Origin of the sequence: Neomegalonema perideroedes DSM 15528, from assembly GCF_000374145.1 — a bacterium.
GTDB classification, from domain to species: Bacteria; Pseudomonadota; Alphaproteobacteria; order Rhodobacterales; family Rhodobacteraceae; genus Neomegalonema; species Neomegalonema perideroedes.
In genome coordinates this window covers 1-14748 of sequence record NZ_KB893668.1, presented here as the reverse complement: position 1 = coordinate 14748, position 14748 = coordinate 1, and the positions used below count along the sequence as shown (strand labels likewise).

Annotated in this window: 16 protein-coding genes; 3 read left to right on the top strand and 13 right to left on the bottom strand. The window is 62.0% G+C overall.

All coding sequences use genetic code 11. From position 1 onward, the window contains the following. Positions 1 to 18 precede the first annotated feature (18 nt). The 13 genes from B161_RS0115695 to B161_RS0115630 form a co-directional block, all read right to left on the bottom strand. A complete protein-coding gene (locus B161_RS0115695) occupies positions 19 to 879 on the bottom strand; it encodes a S49 family peptidase (RefSeq protein ID WP_018634399.1) in 861 nt (286 codons plus the stop codon). Next, complete coding sequence (locus B161_RS18340) at positions 872 to 2107, bottom strand: phage portal protein (protein ID WP_018634398.1); 1236 nt, start codon at positions 2105 to 2107, stop codon at positions 872 to 874. Before B161_RS18340 ends, B161_RS0115695 begins: the two co-directional genes overlap by 8 nt. Continuing rightward, positions 2104 to 3768 (bottom strand): terminase large subunit, encoded by a 1665-nt coding sequence (locus tag B161_RS0115685; RefSeq protein WP_018634396.1) that lies wholly within the window; start codon positions 3766 to 3768, stop codon positions 2104 to 2106. Before B161_RS0115685 ends, B161_RS18340 begins: the two co-directional genes overlap by 4 nt. Next, positions 3765 to 4208: a P27 family phage terminase small subunit gene (locus tag B161_RS0115680; protein WP_026310494.1), complete on the bottom strand. Its 444-nt coding sequence runs from the start codon at positions 4206 to 4208 to the stop codon at positions 3765 to 3767. Before B161_RS0115680 ends, B161_RS0115685 begins: the two co-directional genes overlap by 4 nt. A gap of 67 nt (positions 4209 to 4275) precedes the next feature. Then, positions 4276 to 4680: an HNH endonuclease signature motif containing protein gene (locus B161_RS18335; RefSeq protein ID WP_018634394.1), complete on the bottom strand. Its 405-nt coding sequence runs from the start codon at positions 4678 to 4680 to the stop codon at positions 4276 to 4278. Then, entirely contained in the window at positions 4680 to 5285 is a 606-nt protein-coding gene (locus B161_RS19050; RefSeq protein WP_157755679.1) for a DUF6456 domain-containing protein, read from the bottom strand. The genes B161_RS18335 and B161_RS19050 overlap by 1 nt, the downstream gene beginning before the upstream one ends. A gap of 280 nt (positions 5286 to 5565) precedes the next feature. Continuing rightward, a complete protein-coding gene (locus B161_RS0115665) occupies positions 5566 to 6120 on the bottom strand; it encodes a hypothetical protein (protein WP_018634392.1) in 555 nt (184 codons plus the stop codon). A gap of 358 nt (positions 6121 to 6478) precedes the next feature. After that, positions 6479 to 8173 (bottom strand): DNA primase family protein, encoded by a 1695-nt coding sequence (locus B161_RS0115660; RefSeq protein WP_018634391.1) that lies wholly within the window; start codon positions 8171 to 8173, stop codon positions 6479 to 6481. A gap of 6 nt (positions 8174 to 8179) precedes the next feature. Continuing rightward, positions 8180 to 9364 carry a CHC2 zinc finger domain-containing protein gene (locus B161_RS0115655; protein ID WP_026310493.1) on the bottom strand — a complete coding sequence of 395 codons (1185 nt, stop codon included), beginning with the start codon at positions 9362 to 9364 and terminating at the stop codon, positions 8180 to 8182. Continuing rightward, positions 9361 to 9612, bottom strand: a complete 252-nt coding sequence (locus tag B161_RS0115650; protein WP_018634389.1) for a hypothetical protein — start codon at positions 9610 to 9612, stop codon at positions 9361 to 9363. The genes B161_RS0115655 and B161_RS0115650 overlap by 4 nt, the downstream gene beginning before the upstream one ends. Continuing rightward, entirely contained in the window at positions 9609 to 10007 is a 399-nt protein-coding gene (locus B161_RS0115645) for a DUF1937 family protein (RefSeq protein ID WP_157755678.1), read from the bottom strand. Before B161_RS0115645 ends, B161_RS0115650 begins: the two co-directional genes overlap by 4 nt. Before the next feature lie 77 nt (positions 10008 to 10084). After that, entirely contained in the window at positions 10085 to 10438 is a 354-nt protein-coding gene (locus B161_RS0115640) for a hypothetical protein (protein WP_018634387.1), read from the bottom strand. Between the two features lie 524 nt (positions 10439 to 10962). After that, positions 10963 to 11502 (bottom strand): hypothetical protein, encoded by a 540-nt coding sequence (locus tag B161_RS0115630; protein WP_018634385.1) that lies wholly within the window; start codon positions 11500 to 11502, stop codon positions 10963 to 10965. Positions 11503 to 11717: 215 nt separating this feature from the next. On the opposite strand from B161_RS0115630, the gene B161_RS19360 reads away from it, so the two are divergent. The 3 genes from B161_RS19360 (at position 11718) to B161_RS19685 (ending at position 14591) form a co-directional block, all read left to right on the top strand. Then, the gene (locus B161_RS19360; protein WP_157755677.1) at positions 11718 to 12209 is read left to right on the top strand and encodes a helix-turn-helix domain-containing protein; all 492 of its coding nucleotides are present in this window, start codon (positions 11718 to 11720) and stop codon (positions 12207 to 12209) included. Positions 12210 to 12753: 544 nt separating this feature from the next. Continuing rightward, positions 12754 to 13680, top strand: coding sequence for a hypothetical protein (locus tag B161_RS19690; RefSeq protein ID WP_157755676.1), 927 nt, complete (start codon positions 12754 to 12756; stop codon positions 13678 to 13680). 167 nt (positions 13681 to 13847) lie between these two features. Next, positions 13848 to 14591 (top strand): hypothetical protein, encoded by a 744-nt coding sequence (locus B161_RS19685; RefSeq protein ID WP_157755675.1) that lies wholly within the window; start codon positions 13848 to 13850, stop codon positions 14589 to 14591. Positions 14592 to 14748: the final 157 nt, after the last annotated feature.

The window sequence follows — 14748 nt, the reverse complement described above, 5'->3', positions numbered from 1 at the left end:
TTTCGATTTAAGAAAAGGTCAGAGGCGCGCGCGAGCCTGAGCGGCGGCGGCCTGAGCGAGAGCCGCGCGGCGCGGCGAACGACCGCCAGGCGCAAGAATGGCCTCATAGAAGCTCGCTCGCGTGGCGATGCGATCGGCGAGGCCTGCGCTCACGGCGGCCGCGTCATAGAGCACGCCGCCCGCGCCGAAGCGCTCTTGAGCGGCGGCCGTCGTCACGCGGCGGCCGGAGGCGACCGCGCCGAGGAAATCCGCCTCGATCTCGTCCAGCTCGCGCCGGATCTCCGCGCGGCCTTCTTCGGTTTGCGGATCGGGCCGCTTGTTCGGGGCATGGCTTGAAACGAATTCAAACCATTGATCTCCGCCCATGTCAGGCTGAACGGCTTTGGCGAGCGAGACGGCGACGCCGATGGATCCCACCGCGCCGCCAGGCGAAAGCACGATCTCGCGCGCCTGGGAAGCAAGCCAGTAAGCCGCCGAGGCCGCAAGCGGATCCACAAAAGCCAAAACCGGCTTGATCTTGGCGACCTCGGCGATCGCGCGGGCGGCGGCGGCGCATCCATAGGCCGCGCCTCCAGGTGAATCGAGATCGAGGGCGATCGTCTTGACTTCATCATGAACCGCCAGCGCTCGCATCGCGCTCTCGATCCCCTCATAGGTCGCCCACCCCATCCACTCGGCGAACCAACTCCGCTTTGTGAGGATCCCTCGGATCGGCAGGATCGCGACGCCGCGCGAGATCGTCCAGAGATCGCGATTCTCGGAGGCGGTGGAGATCTTTACTTCGCCGTCATGGGCCGAGATTTCTCTAAGCCACGGCCCCGCATGAGATTCGGCGACGGCCATGGGCAGGCCATGAAAGGCCGCCGGAAAATCATTCATCCTCGGATTCCTGTTCTGGTAGGGCCGCCATATTGGGCGGCGGCAAGAGCCCCTCGGCATCCGCGCGCCATGGAAGATTGCTCGCCGAGCGCGCCTCGGCGCGCGTCATGTATGGCCCGCCCGCTGCTCTCACGAAGGCCTCGATCCGCTCGCGCGTGGTCGCGCGCATGAGGCCGTCGAAGAGATATTCGAAACGCAAGCCGGAGCGCCGCTCTTCCTCTGTCAGCAAAGCAAGACGGAAGTGATCTTCATTCAACTTCGCCCACCCGAGCAGGCAATCCGTCACATAATCGATCGCCTGTTGCTCGACCGATCCCTTCAATCCATGTTCATAAATGCCCGCCTTGGCGGGCGGGACGCGGTAGATCGTGGCGATTTGCTCACGGTCAAAGCGTCGTTGAGCAAGAAGCTCTTCATCGGCCGGAGAGAGCCCGACCGTCTTGAAGCTCATGCCGAAGGGCAGGATCGGAATTCCGTTCGCCTCTGGATCATCCAAAGCATTGCGGATTCGTTGGGCGTGCCGCCGCGCCTCGTCATCGTCCTGAAACCAATCGGGATGCTCGACCACGGCCCGGATCGCCTCGCGCTCTGTGACGTGGCGGCCCGCATGGGCTTGAGCTCCGAGCGCAAGCGCCATCGTATGAGACGCGACGGCGAGCGGCGAGCGGCCGAGCCAGCCGTCTTCCGCGCAGAGGCGCAGATGCAGCATATCGCGCCAGCCCACGCGCCGCCGTTCACCCTCGGCATCCTCGAAATCATAGTAGCGTCGCGACCCGTTCCGGTAGATCGAGACGTGATCATTATGGATCGTCTCGAGCGATTTGATCCGCCCGTCGCCGCCTCGGCGGATGAAGGCGAAGGCGTTGCCGCGCAGGCTCACAGCCCATTGGAGGGCGTAGCGTGCGACAATCGCGGGGACGCCTTCCGAGGATTGGATCGTCAGGGCCTCGAGGGCCGGATGATCATAAACCCGCTCTTTATCGCCGCTCTTTGTTCGCCGATACAGATGAAGCGGAACCTTCGCCATATCCTGCGCGATCGCATTGACGCAGGCGTAAACCGTGCCATGAGCAAGAGCCGAATCCTCGCTCACGCGCGGCAGGCCGCCGCGACGGCCGCGCCCGATCTCGCGGAGGCCGAACCATCCCGGATCCTTCTGCGGCGGACTGGACGCCGCCCCAGGCGAGCGCCCAAGAAGCCGAGAGAGGTTGAAAGAAAGAAAGCTCATATGGCGATATCTCCCGCGCGGCGGCGCTTGGGCGCGGCGGCGTCCGCTCGGCCAAGCGCCATGATCGAGGCCACGGCCGGATCAATGCGGCCAAGGCTTTTCGCTTTGCTCGGCTTGATGTTTTCGGCCGCGTCGCTTTCGCGGAAGACGTTGCGCACAGCTCGAGCGAGGGCCTCGTTTCCGCCATGACGGATCCGCCCTTGCATGGCCTTGAGCTCAAAGCGCTTCATGGGCGCGCTCATGCTGGCGTAACCTTGGCCGTGCTCGACAAACCTTTGACCGAATAGATTCTTGAGCTCGCCTCTTAATCCCGCCATGCCCCATCGATCATAGGCGAATTCGCGAATGTCGAAGCGGGCGGCGTCCTCTTTGATCCGCTCGAGGATTCGAGCTTCATCAATTCCGCCGTGATGTTGCTCGAGCCATCCGCGAGAATGCCAGGCGACATAATCAGCGCCGTCTGATCGTGCTCGATCAGCCAATGATCCCAAATTCCCGCCGGTCGCGATGAAGCTGCGCACAAGCAAGAAGATCTCTTCGCCGATCGGGAAGGCCAAAGCATAAGCGGAAAGATCGAGCGTGTTTGAGAGATCGAGCCCCGCATAACAGGGCTTCCTCTTCAGGAAATCCTCTTCGATCGGCTCTCCGCCTGTCGCCCAAACCTCAGAGGAGATCCAAGCTTCCGCGCCATCCGTGAAGCGATTGCAATGGAAGCGCAGAAAGCCAGGCAAGCGGCCAGGTATCGCCCGCGCCTCTTGCCAAAGCTGCCGGATCTCCTCCTCTGGCACAGAGACGCCTAAATTCGGATTCGCCATCGCCCAAGTTGTCGGATCGCCAGGATCAGCCGAGGCCGGAGGCTCAGAGACGAACGCGAAAAACTGATCATCCAAGACGGCTCCGGTCGCGACGGCCTCGGCGTAGAGCCGCATCTCGCCGCAATAGCTTTGCAGACTGTCGCCCGCCGTCGTGATCATCCAGTAGATCGGTTGTGAACGGGCGATCATGGATTTTCGGATCAGCTCGCCGAGCTCGCGGCCGCGCCACCTGTGAACCTCATCGCCGATCGTCACATGCGGATTGAACCCGTCCGCGGCATCCGGCGAGCGCGTCAGAATGCGCATGACGCCGTTCGTCGCGGGACAACGGATCTCATAATGGCGAGCGTCCAGAAGAGGTCGAAGCTCGGAGCTTTGCGCCTGAGTGCGGGCGTCTTCAAAGAGGTTGCCAGCTTGGCGGCCGGTCGTCGCTGCGGCGTAAACCTGCGGCGAGCCCTCGCGATCGAAAGTCAGGCCGTAGAGAGCAGGCAAAACCGCCATTGTGGTTTTGCCGTTCTTCTTGGCGATCTGATTATAACCGATGCGGAACCGCCGAAAGCCGTCTTCCCTTTTCCAGCCATAGAGCGACCCGAAGGAAAAAACCTGCCAAGGCTCCATTTCGAGCATTCGCCCGGCGAGCGGCCCGGTCGTATGGTTGAAAAACCGCGTGAAATTCAGAAAGCGCGTCGCGGCCTCGCCATCGAACCAAAGCCCCCGATCGCCGCCTGTCTCCAGATCGCGCAAGTGTCTCTCGCATTGCGCTCGCACGAGAGGCGCGGCGATGATCTTTCCTTCAATGACATTCAGCGCATAGCGCGAAACCTCATGATCTAACCCGCTGCTCATGCGCCCCGCCCGTTCAAACGATCTTCGAGAACGGCGAGGAAGTCGCCTTGCTTGCTTTCGCCGAGTGCGGCGTCATCGCGTGGCGACATGCCGAAGAAGCCGCCAACGCGGATCATGGCCGACCACGCTTCGTCACGTTGCACCAGGGCTTGTTTTTTCTTCTCGAGCGCGCCGTTTCGGCCCGTCGTCAGGTAGAGAAATCCCTCGATCTGGAGGAGCTTCTGATTGCGGCGATAGTCCGCATAGGCCTCGCAATAGATCTCGAAAAAATCCTGATACTCTGGATTCAATCGGCTTTTGCGCGTGAGCTCCGGCGCAAGCTGGCGCCATTTCTCTTTTGCGGCGTCGCTCATGTGACCCGGAGGATCCGGCACATTCAGACGCGCCGCTGAAGCTAGGCGATGCACATTCGCCGAAGCCTTGGGCTTGTCGCCTCGCATGGTGTCGCCTCGCGTGGGTTTCTAGATTGAATCCCGGCGCGTGAAAGAGTTGCCTCCCTCGCCGGTCCTATGGCGGCGGCCGGAATTCCGACCCACCCCCCCCTTTTCGCCGCCCGAAGCCCGCATCCTCCCGCGCCGTCTTGCGACTATGGCAAGACCAACAGAGCGGCCTCCAGTTGCTCGCATCGAACGCTAGATCAGGCCGGACGCGAACCGCGATCACATGATCAACGGCGCGCGCGGCCTCGACTATCCCGGCCGCCGCACAATCGGCGCATCTCGGATGCTCAGCGAGGAACGCCCTGCTTTCGCGCAACCATCTCGCCGTCTTGTAGATCTTCCGGTGCGGATCGGCGGCGCGGCGCTTGTCGAAGGCGCGGCGCTTGTCTTGCCGCTCGAGCTCACAGAGATCGCAGCGCGGCCCGGCGAAGGCGACGCGCTCGCATCCCGGCGCGGCGCAGATCCTCGCCATCAAGCCCCCTCTCGGATCTGATAGAACTCGACCAGACGACGCAGCGCGATCTTCAGGACGATTTTCCCGGATCGCGCCGACCACCCCATTTCGCGCTCGACCGCCTCCAGACCCTCGCCGAAGCAGATAGCGCGCAACGCTACGTCCGCTAGGTCGGATCCCAGCACGACGAAGGCCGAGAAAAGGCGTGCTCGCGCCGCCTCGGCGGCTTCTGACGGCGTGAAGCCTGACCGCCCGCCATCGACGCCCGCCGTCAGGAAGCCTTCCCAATTCTGCGTGACGCGCGGCCCAAGCTGCGCCCGCTCGAAGTCCCGCCGCAAAGCCTCTCCGGCCTCGAGCTCGGCGGCGGAGATATGCCCGCGACTGGATAGCCATCCAATCACGCTCTCCCCCATGTTGACCGCCCGCCGCTCTCTCTCGCCTCGCTTCCCGCCCGGCGTGTCGACGTGTCGCCACTGGAGGAGCGCATGAGCGGCCGCATAGGCGGACGGCGCATCCGGCCATGTGACTCGAGCCGTCAGGCGGCGGAGCGTCGCGCGCCCGGCCTCCGTGATCAGATGCGTCGCCTCGGAGCTCCGCACGCGCGCGATCGCGCCGGAGCTCATGAGGCCTTGCGCCTCGGCCGTCGTCAGGATCAGAGAGGGCCGAGAAGCCCTCGGCGGATATGCGCCCGCGACCTTTGAGCCGCGAGGCCAGATCAGGCAAGCGCCGCGAGGCGCAAGCTCCAAAAGCGCGCGCCGCATCCGGCGCACGGGCATTGCTTGAGCCATATCATCCTTGGAAAACAAAAAAGCCCCGGCGCAAAGCGGCGGAGCTTGGGCGATCATGTGCGTCCGGCGCACTTCTGATCAATATCTGAATCAATACGCGCTCGTTCCGCGCCCGTCAACGCCCCTCGGAAGACGTAAGCCAGGCGGTCGCCAAGTCGAGCGCCTCGCGCAGATCCTGCATAGCCCGCACGGCCGCCCTTCCCCGCCGCCCTATATGAGCTTCGATCGTCAGGCCGTCGCCGATCACGGCGCGCACGACGGCGGCGCGCTCAGGCCCGCGCGCGCCTCGCGCGATATAGGCTTGCACGGCGGCCAGATCCTCGAGCGCCCGCAACCGATCTTCGACGCCTCCGCGCCCTGATCCGCCGCTGACCCTGACGCCTGCTTGAACCGAGACGCCGAGCGCCCGCGCCTCGGCCCAAACCATTTCGCGCAACACTTCGCCCGCCCATGCCTGATCCGGCGTCAGAGCCCCGCGCGCCGCCAGAGCCGCAATCCGGCCCTCCGCCGCATAGCGCGCCCGCGCGCCGTCCTGATCCGTGATCAGCTCATGCTCGATTCTGGCGTGGCGCTCCTCCGGCCCAGCGTCGATTCCCGCCTTCAGAGCCTTTCGCGCCAAGGCCCGCCGCCCCTTCTCCGGCGCGGCCTGCGGAGCTGTCGCGGCCTTCATGGCTACAGGCTCAAGGCGCAAGGCCCATCCCCCGCTCCGGAGCCTTGGGGCATGGTTTTCGAGATTCTTATATATTCTATAGAAAACATATGAAAAACGCACATGCACGCCCAAACACGGCTTAAAGGAAAACTCCGCCCTCCATGCCCCAACCCTCCCCGCCTTCTGATATTTCATAGGCTTAAGCGGTGCATGGTTGGGGAGGCATGGGGCGAGGTCGCCTCGCTTTCTTGGTCCGGCCCTATACGTCTTTAACGTGCATTCAAGCTTCATATCTCACCCTCGCGCGCGACCAAAACTTGCAACCCCGCCCCAACTCTCCCCAACTCTCCACCCGCCGATGAAACGGAGCCGCGCGTTAAAAATCGGCCTCATCGGCGTGCGGCGCGGCCTTCGTCTTCTTTGTGCTCGCGCCACTGGCGGAGGATACAGGCCCTTGAAGCCATTCAGAAATCCGCGCGTGTTCTTCGTTCCAGACGAGATCTTTCCGGAACAAGCGCCCATGGCTCTTGAAGCTCCGCACGCCCTTCTCCGTCAGAAGGCGCCCGAAGCCGGTTTGAGAGATCGCCCGCGCCTGATTTTCGGCGCACCACGCCTCATAAACCCGGTAAAGATCGCCGGATGGAATCCGGCCGCCGTCTTCCGCGACGGTGCATTCTGAAATGAACTCCCCGACCGGATCCGTCATGGCGCGAAGCTCCGTCTTCAGAGCCTCGACCGCAGGCGGCGCGACCAGCCGCCGCCCGTCCGCCACATAGCCGCGCCATCCCTCAAGCAGCCAATTGAGAATCCCGCTCGCCTCGGCCTTCAGAGCGGCCGCGATCTCCGAGCTTGTGCGTTGCTTCTCAGGCGGCAATTCCCGCAAATTCACGTCGAAGGGTATGAAGACCAGCCGCCGCCACGTCCCGAGATCATCGCCTTTGATCTTGGGTGTACGGTTGAAGCTCAGGATCGGACATCCTCGCGGCGTGTAGACGAAGGGCGGTTGATGCAGAGCCCGCGCCTGCCGAGGCTCGCCGCCGGTCAAGGCTTTGAGCTTCGCGGCCGAGAGCGTCGCGTCGGATTCCGGCTCCGAAGCCAGATAAAGCCGCGCGCCGGGCAAGACGACTTCCTCCGGCGAGGGCGCCCCGGCGGATTGCGTTTGCGAGAGCAAAAACATCTCGATCCGGCATGTGACCGCATAGGAGCCGAAGACCATGGCGAGGGCGTTCACCAGCGTTGATTTGCCGTTTGCGCCTTGCCCTCGAAACAAAAGCGCCACCTGCGCATCATTCGCGCCCCAGAGCAGTTGACCCAAGGCCCTTTGTAAAAAGGCCCGGATCTCTGGATTCGGCTGGATCAGGCCCATGAAAGCCTCGAATTCCGGACAATCGGCCGCCGGATCGAATCCACACCCAAGAACGCGCGTGTTGAGCATGGCCCGATCATGTCGCCGCAGCCATCGCCGCGCCCGCTGCGCGAGCTCTTCCGCTTCTTCGGCCTCCGGCCCCGGCGCTCCGGCCGCGTCCAGATCTAGGACGCCGTTTTGCGTGACGATCCGGCTAGGCGTGGCGTCCAGGTCGTCAATCGCGATCAGGCGATGCGGCGCGGCCAACTTGAGCGCGCTTTCGACCTTCCCAACATTCCCGCATTTGCCCGCCCACTGAAGCAGCGCGCGCCCGCGCTTCCCCGCGATCTCGCCGAGAGCTTCCTCCCTCACCTCTTCAGCCGTCATTTGCGCGCCGTCCGCCCGGCTCCTGATCTCGGCCTCGACCTCGGCCAGCCGCTCCGGCCCGACCGCGCCGCGCGAAACCGCCCAAGCCTCATCGCGCAAGGCCTGCCCGAGCCGCTCGACCGCCAGCCGCCGCGCGGCGTGCTCTCCGGCCTCGAAATCGTAAAACGCGCCGTTCCAGACGCCCCAACCTCTCCCGACCACATATTGCAGATCATCGCCCGCGACGGCGAGCAGGCGTTGGGCGTTTCCCCAATCATTGAAGGGCAGTTTTGCGCGCACCGACGGATCTTGCGGCCCGATCCCGGCCCCGCCCGCCTCTGGATATGGATGATCCGGCATTGCGCCCTAAACCTCTCTCAAAGCCAAATCCGCATGATCGAGCCCTGAAGCCGCCGAGCCGCCCGCCCAATCGACGCGCACGGCGCGCCTCATCACGCGCCCCTCTCCCGCGTGGCGGCGTTGAGCTCGGCCGAGCAACGCCCGCGCGGCGGCTGGATCCGTCATGTCGCCATCGCCGAGCAAAACCAGCTCGCGGCATTCGTCAGGCGCGATCCATCCCGGCCGCGTGAAATCCGGCACGGCCGCCGAGGCGGAATCCCGCGCCCCGCCCGAAATATTGCCGAGCGAGATTCCACAGGTCGCGGCCCATCCCGGCCCGGCGGCGCTCGCCGGATCGGCGGCCCATCCGCCGAGCGCCAACCGCCCCAACTCGGCCAAGGTCGTCTCGATTCCTTCGCCGATGATCATGCGCGCGCGCGGCGGCCCAAACCGGATCTCGGCTCCTCGAGCTCGGCCTAAGAACTTCTTTTCCCACTTGCGCCCGGCGGCGTCCTTCGCGCGGCCGGAGCCGTCGCGCGCAAGCCACGTCCGATGGACGCCCGCGACGCGGCGCGGCTCGCCGCCGGTCGTGGTCGCCAACCCGATCAGGCACGGCCCGCGCCAGAGGATCCGCGACCCTTCCCAGATCGGGAGATCCGGATGGATCCTCAGAACTGGCGGCGGCCCGTCGAAGAGCTGCCAGAGCGCCCGCGCGCGCCGCGCGCCGAGCCGCGCCTCGAGATAGGCCGCGAGCAAAGGATGATCGCCGCGCGCCTGACGCCAGATCCGCCCCGCCCTTTCCAGATCGCGCGCCTCGCGCTCCGCTTTGGAAAGGGCGGCCTCGGCTTGCCGCTCGGCCTCGCGCGCCTCGCGGCGTCTTCGCGCCTCTGGATTGACCGGCCCGCCGTCCAAGCCCGCCCATGCGGCCATTTTTTTGAGGGCCTTGGAGAATCCGACGCCCTCGAAGGCCATAACGAAATCAAAGATCGAGCCGCCGGAGACTTGGCACCCGAAGCAATGATAGGAGCCGTCGCCGATCCTCGCTTCCCGGACGTGAAAAGAGGCCGTCTTTTCCTTGTGGAAAGGGCATGGCGCCCAATAGCTCCCGAGCGCCGCTTGGGTTTTCGTCCGGTCCCATGTCACATGATCGCCGATCACGGCGACAAGCGAGACGCGCGCCCGCACCTCGCGCGCATCAAGCCGCCGCATCATGCCTGAGCCGCGCCGGTTGGCGCGACGCTCCGCCCCAGTTTCTCGGCCCGCGCGCGGTTGATCCGCCCGCCGATCATCCTGAGCAGCAGCCGCTCGGCGTCGTCCAGGCGCGGGTCGTCATAGAGGACGACGAAAAACCCCTTATCATGCGCCTGAAGCGCCGCGACCTCGGCATGAGGCCGCAGGATTCGCCCGCCGCTCGCCTCCGGATCTCTGGCGTAGATGCGCGACACGCCGGTTCGGCTCATGTCGCGCCTCCCGCCAAAAGCCGAACCGGCGTCCCGCGCTTGATCGCGGATTGGCAAACCTCGACCACCTCCGGCGCGCTCTCCCATCCATCGACCGGCGCGACCACGACGAAATCAGACCGCGCCAAAAGCGGCCCGCACCAATTCGCCCAAAGGCGTTCGTCCTTCAGATCGATCCGGCCGAGATCCTCGCGGCCGATCAGCGCCCGCGCGCCGGAGAGCAGGCACAAGGCCGGACTGATCGCCGCCACGCCCCGCGCTCCGAGCATCCCAATCCACATCGCCGCGCCCATGCGCGCCACATCCGCCGCGCCGATCCGCGCGAGCTGGGCCGCAGGCGTCGCGAGGAAAACCAGCCGCCCCCGCGCTTCTTCGGCGAAGGCGTCCAGCGTCACGCGCTCACGCCATAGCCCTTCCCTTTTCAAAGCCGCCCGCGGGGCGGCCGCGCCCGCCATTACATTGACCATCCGATTCAAACGCTCGCCTCCCAAATCAGTCTGGAGCAACAATCAAGGTCGAAGCTCGCCAATGCCCATTTTTGCGGCCCGCTCTCGCGCTCGAGCGTCGCGCCGTCCGCGTCCAGATCGAGGACGACGAAGGGCTGAAAGATCAGCCCCGCCGCTGAAACCCGCGCCCGCACTCTGTTTTCGTCAAACCCGAAGATCGCGATTTCCGGCCACCCCATAGAATCGGCCCTTCGGACCCATCCGGCGCTCCAATTCTCCCGCGCACGCTCGAGCGGGAAGCGCGCCCAGGCGACGCCCTGAATCGTGCGGAGCTTGGTCGTCCAATCCGCCATTCGCGCATCGATTTTCGCGGAATCCATTGAATGTTTTATCCATGTTTATTGCATGTTATATTCATGCATGTGACATGATGAGAGCATGAGTTTTCATGTTCTCGCCTTCCATGATGAGGCGTCGGATGTTCGCGGTTCTTTGGCGCTGTCTTGAAATCGCTTATTGGCTCTGGACCGCCGCCGTCGTGGGTTTCTGCCTCGCCGAGTCCCTGACTCGCCTCATCCGCAGATGGTGGCGCGAGACTCCAGAGGAGCGCGCCTCACGCCGCGAGCTCAAGGCCGAGGAAGACCGCCGCGATAGGAAGCGCGAGAGAGTCAGAAGCGGCCTCGAGTGAAGCCTCATGACCGCCTCGGACTGGACGAAACGCCCGCCTCGCTCAACGTCCCGCCCAACGGCCAACGACAATTCCCGCACGCCTTCGCGCCGCCTGGATTGATCGCCCCGCAAACCGGGCAAACCTTCACGGCCGCCCCATCCGAGGCCGCCGCCCCCGCCGTCAACGCGACGCCGGAAACGGAAGCGGCGGCCATCCTCAGAAACTCACGCCGGTTCATACGCGCCGCCCGCGCGCGCGGTTGCGCGCGATCGGCCCCGGATTTTCGTTTAGGCTGAAAGCCGCCTTCGCCGCTTGCCCGATTCCCTTCATGGCCCGCACATGCGCCAGAGCGGCGCGGATCTCCTCCGCCGTCGCGTCCTGCTCTTGCACCAGCTCGACCGCCGCCTCGATCTCATCGACTTCGCTTGCGTCGAAGGCCCCGCCGATCAGGCGGCCCGCGACGAAGGAAGCTCGCTTCCGCGCCGCCAACTCTGCCTCGGCCGGGCCGCCGCTGGCCGCGTCAGGCCCGCGCCGCGCGAGGGCGAAGAGAAAGCCTTGATCGCGCGCGAAATCGCCGAGCTCGACCATTTGCTCGAGGCTCGGCTTCGCATGGCCGATCGCCAGCCTGCGCCATTGCTTGATCAGCGAAACCGAATAGCCAAGCTCGCTCGCGACCGCGAGCGGCCCCCCGCCCTTCTGAATCAGATGCGCGGCCCATTCGGCGCGGAATTGATCGTCTGACGGCGCTTGGATCTCGGATCGCTTCTGTCTCATCGGTAGATGATTCCTTGCGCGAATTCGGGGAAAGATGGGGCGGGCTGTCCGGAACCCGCCCCCGAGTTGGTCTAGGGAGGATTTCTGATCCGCAGCCCTCTTACAGGATATGGATCAGATAGCGGATAATCTGTAACTAATGGAGGACTTAAAAATCAACAGATTTGCGCCATGCTTTCATGGACTGTCCGCATGGACAGTCTCAACATAGCCATATGGGACAGAAATATTTACAAAATCGGATTTACGAGCTGAGAACCGCACACGGCCTGACGCAAGAGCAGTTGGCCGATATGATCGGCATATCAGTTACTTATCTATCTCAACTGGAAAGAGGCGATAAGCGCCTGAACAGCACTCACATAGAAGCTATATCAAAGGCTCTGGGAATTTCCCCCGGACAGATCTTCGATAAACCCGCTGCCGTCTCTGTGCCAGCGCCAGATGGGCATTTACCAGAAACGCTCCTCCACCGCCAAGAAATGATGCGCAGCATGGGAGCGCGAATCGCGGAAATGCGATTGCTCAGAAACTACACGACCCCAGAACAGGCCGCGCTCGGGATCATGACGCCCGAAAAATGGGCGGCGATGGAACGCGGTGAAGCCATGCCTGACGCCTATGACTTACCTTTGATTACAATGCGCCTAGGCGTGACCCTAGCATGGCTGATCCGTGGCGTTGACAGCCGTCCTCTAGGATCTTGAGGGTCAGCAAGCTGGCGTCCCACACCCGATAACTAATCTCGCGGAAGGTGGACGGCAGATTAGCTATTTCATCCCGAGACTGGATGGCCCGCCCATCGACATAAAGCGTGAGGCCAGCGCCCTGCACAACAAGCTGCAACTCAACCTCCTCGCGAACAAAAACAACAACAATCTGTTAACTGTTCAATTTTGGCGGAAATGCGCCATAAGGCTCACATTATCCTGAGCATCCTCATAAGCATTGCGGAAAACTGCTCATGGCGGATATGGATTGACACAAATAGGGTATGCAGCGCATTTTGTCAGCGCCATACGCTGGCAACGCGACACAAACGGCATGGATTAACAAAACCTTGACTCCAGCTCGGAGTCGCGCGCCAAATGAGCGCACCAAAAAAGATGAAAGCCCCGCGTGGTCGAAGACGCGAGGCTTTCTGGAATGGATGCTGGCTTAGAGCACCCAAAAGACAAGTGTAATTTAGGCGATCAGCCATAATTGCGCAAGCTCTTGGTCAGCTATCCTCAGATAGAGGAATCGCGACCGATGACCGCCCTACGCCTCACCCCCGCCCAATGCTCCGCCTATGCCTCGACGCGCCCCGTTCGCGGCTCGCGCCGCGCCGTGCTCGACTCCCTCGCCCGCCATGCGGACTGGCGCGGCCCGAACATGGGCTCGGTTCAGATGCGCCTCTGCGTGATCGCCGAGGAAGTCTCGCTCTGTGTCCGCAGCGTCCGCCGCCATATCCGAGAGCTGCTCCAGTCCGGCGAAATCGAACGCATCGACAACAAACGCGCGGACGGCTCCCAGACTTCGACGCGCTGGAAAATCCCCGGCCTGATAGCCATATCCCAATTTGTTACGCCTCCGGCGCAAAAAATGTCCGGGGGGGAGGACAGTTCTGTCCGCGCATATCCTATGTCTGAATCCTCAAACAATATTCCCCCTACCCCCAAGAGCCGTTCTGAAACGGCTCGGCGGACCCGCCGAGAGGAGGGGGGGGAAGAAGTGAAGGCTTTGGGAGAAGAAGCCCTGAAGGCCTATGGCGAGCATCGGGCCGAAGCTTGGGAAACGCTCGAGGCGACCACCGAAACGCCCGAATGGTTCGGAGCCCGCATCCGGCGGCTTGGAGGCTTGGAGGCTTGGCGAGAGCTTCTCTCCCGCGCCAAGTCGTCCAATTGGCTCCGGTCGATGCCCTTCGGCCCGACTTTCTTTTCTGCACCGGTCAACGTCCAGACGATCCGAGCCGGAGGCTTCGGCGTCCGCCCCGCGCCCCGCACACCGGAGCCCATCGCGGCCGAGGCGCTCGCCAAAACGCCTTGGCTTGCCTTGACCCGCGCGCCGGATCTCCCTTACCGCTTAGCCGCCCTTCCCTCTCACGCCCTTACCGCCGGACTTGATGAGGCCGACCGACGCCGCATCTTCGGTCGCGCCCGCGAACTCTTCGCCCTCTGGTTTTACGAAACCAAATAATCAACGGAGAACTGAAACCGAGTGGCGGTTAGATAATGTCCTCAAATTTAATAAATCAGGAGCAATGATCTCATGCTTAATAAGCCTTCTATTAGTCGTGGTGCAATCTCTTCAGTATGTGATATCTTAGAAAGATCTATCAAAAAAATTCAGATATAGAAGGGTTTTTGATTGAACATAATCTTCAATCATTGGTCACTGCGCAAGGGACAATAAATAAGACTATACTTGAATTGAAGATATTTGCTACGTCTAATCCAGATTATATTGTCAAAACTGATTATGGTGATAAGAAGATTTCTGACTTACTTATTGAGTATGCAATTTCTCGATGTGAAGAATACGAAGATTGGTCTAAGGTTGAGCGATATCTTAATATAGATGGATACTCTCTCATTAGGGAAAAGAAAGAAGGACTTTTTAAACCTAAATTTATTGTCACTGGCTATACTGCAAGTCTTCCTAGTTTTGCACAAATTGCTCAAAGCGCCAGTGAGTTGGAGGAACTTCTTTCGAAGAATAATTTCATTACCACAATGCGTCACTTGGAAAGCGCAAGGAAGAATATTGTTCAAGAGCAGTGGGAGGCGGCTAATAGCCAGTGCAGAACTTTTTTAGAATCTTTGACTGACGAGATCGCAAACAAACTTTACCCAGATGAAGCAGCCACAAGAAAAAGTGGACTTGCGAAGCGACAACTGCTTGCAGATAAGGGTTTTTTGTCGCGTGAAAAGCATGAATTTGGCGACGGAAACGGCCAAACTTTTTTGCCAGGATTAGTAAAGCTTCTTCATACTGATGGTTCCCACCCAGGTGTTTCTACACATGAAGATGCTATTTTTCGCCTTCAGCTCGTTGTCGTCACTGCAAGTTTGTTCTTGAAGCGTTTAGAGCTCCAGAAGGGAAAATAATATTCTGAACGCGCAGTCATTGAAGCCGACTGCTAATCGCAAAAACGGTCTTTTTTTTGTAGCTCATTTGGGCTACATTTCCTGTAGCCTAATCAAGTGCCAATGGGAGGCCGACTATGACCGCGAACGCCTTTGTCCGGGTTCGAATTGAGGAGGA

Coding starts and splice junctions, on each gene's coding strand:
- B161_RS0115695 (WP_018634399.1), bottom strand. CDS start 879: ATGAATGATTTTCCGGCGGCCTTTCATGGCCTGCCCATGGCCGTCGCC.
- B161_RS18340 (WP_018634398.1), bottom strand. CDS start 2,107: ATGAGCTTTCTTTCTTTCAACCTCTCTCGGCTTCTTGGGCGCTCGCCT.
- B161_RS0115685 (WP_018634396.1), bottom strand. CDS start 3,768: ATGAGCAGCGGGTTAGATCATGAGGTTTCGCGCTATGCGCTGAATGTC.
- B161_RS0115680 (WP_026310494.1), bottom strand. CDS start 4,208: ATGCGAGGCGACAAGCCCAAGGCTTCGGCGAATGTGCATCGCCTAGCT.
- B161_RS18335 (WP_018634394.1), bottom strand. CDS start 4,680: ATGGCGAGGATCTGCGCCGCGCCGGGATGCGAGCGCGTCGCCTTCGCC.
- B161_RS19050 (WP_157755679.1), bottom strand. CDS start 5,285: ATGAGCTCCGGCGCGATCGCGCGCGTGCGGAGCTCCGAGGCGACGCAT.
- B161_RS0115665 (WP_018634392.1), bottom strand. CDS start 6,120: ATGAAGGCCGCGACAGCTCCGCAGGCCGCGCCGGAGAAGGGGCGGCGG.
- B161_RS0115660 (WP_018634391.1), bottom strand. CDS start 8,173: ATGCCGGATCATCCATATCCAGAGGCGGGCGGGGCCGGGATCGGGCCG.
- B161_RS0115655 (WP_026310493.1), bottom strand. CDS start 9,364: ATGATGCGGCGGCTTGATGCGCGCGAGGTGCGGGCGCGCGTCTCGCTT.
- B161_RS0115650 (WP_018634389.1), bottom strand. CDS start 9,612: ATGAGCCGAACCGGCGTGTCGCGCATCTACGCCAGAGATCCGGAGGCG.
- B161_RS0115640 (WP_018634387.1), bottom strand. CDS start 10,438: ATGGATTCCGCGAAAATCGATGCGCGAATGGCGGATTGGACGACCAAG.
- B161_RS0115630 (WP_018634385.1), bottom strand. CDS start 11,502: ATGAGACAGAAGCGATCCGAGATCCAAGCGCCGTCAGACGATCAATTC.
- B161_RS19360 (WP_157755677.1), top strand. CDS start 11,718: ATGGGACAGAAATATTTACAAAATCGGATTTACGAGCTGAGAACCGCA.
- B161_RS19690 (WP_157755676.1), top strand. CDS start 12,754: ATGACCGCCCTACGCCTCACCCCCGCCCAATGCTCCGCCTATGCCTCG.